Annotated in this window: 1 protein-coding gene; it reads right to left on the bottom strand. The window is 50.6% G+C overall.

Annotated features, from left to right (window positions below):
* Positions 1 to 921: HAD-IC family P-type ATPase (locus H6B10_RS14690; RefSeq protein WP_204652275.1), on the bottom strand; the 921-nt coding region annotated here is incomplete at both ends.

The following is a 921-nucleotide window of genomic DNA, read 5'->3' as shown; positions in this document are numbered from 1 at the left end:
CCGTCACCGCCACCACCATACCGCCCGGTCTGCTTTGCAGGAAAGGCAGTTTTGGTGTACGCAGCAGCTGCAGGATGAGAACCTGCGTCCACAGGGATTCCAGGAACCACCCGGTCTGAAATATTGCAATAAACTGTGCCCGCCCTTCTGCCGTCAGTGCCGCAAATTGTCCGCCGCATACACCGGGACACAGAACAAAGTAAAGAAACCAGAATGTGACAAAATCAAACACCGAACTGATCGGTCCAAAAAAGCGCATAAAACGGCCCAATGTTCGACCGGACCATTCCAACGGCTGTTCGGTCAGTTCTTTGTCCACCCGATCCCAGGGCAAAACCAGGCAAAGCAAATCATACAAAAGATTTAACAGCAGCAACTGTACCGAAGTCATCGGAAAGAATGGCAACAGTACACTGGCTGCCACGATTGCACAGATATTGCCGAAATTGGAGGATGCGGTGATTTTAATATACTTGATCATGTTGGCGAAAGCCTTCCTGCCTACCAGAATGCCTTCTTCCAGTACATTCAAATCTTTTTTCAGAAGGATTACACTGGCGCTTTCCCGCACCGCATCGGTTGCATTCTCTACCGAGATTCCCACATCCGCCTGAAGCATGGCCGGAAGGTCATTCATGCCATCTCCCAGGAACCCCACCACATGGCCGTTTCCCTGCAGATTTTCGACTACTCGTGCTTTTTGGCGCGGAGAAAGTTCAGCAAATATAGCTGTTTTCTCCAACGCAGCGGGAAGGTCATCTTCGGTCAGTTCTTCCAACTCTCTGCCGGTAAGGCAAAATTCATCGTCGATTCCCAGTCGGCGGCAAATAGAAAGTGCTACCGGCTTTTGGTCACCTGTAAGGACCTTTACTTTTACATGAAGTGCCTGCAGCTTTCCGATAGCACTGGCAGCGCTTTGCC

Source organism: Gemmiger formicilis, assembly GCF_016901605.1.
Classification (GTDB): domain Bacteria; phylum Bacillota; class Clostridia; order Oscillospirales; family Ruminococcaceae; genus Gemmiger; species Gemmiger formicilis_B.
This window is presented reverse-complemented; position numbering and strand designations above follow the sequence as displayed.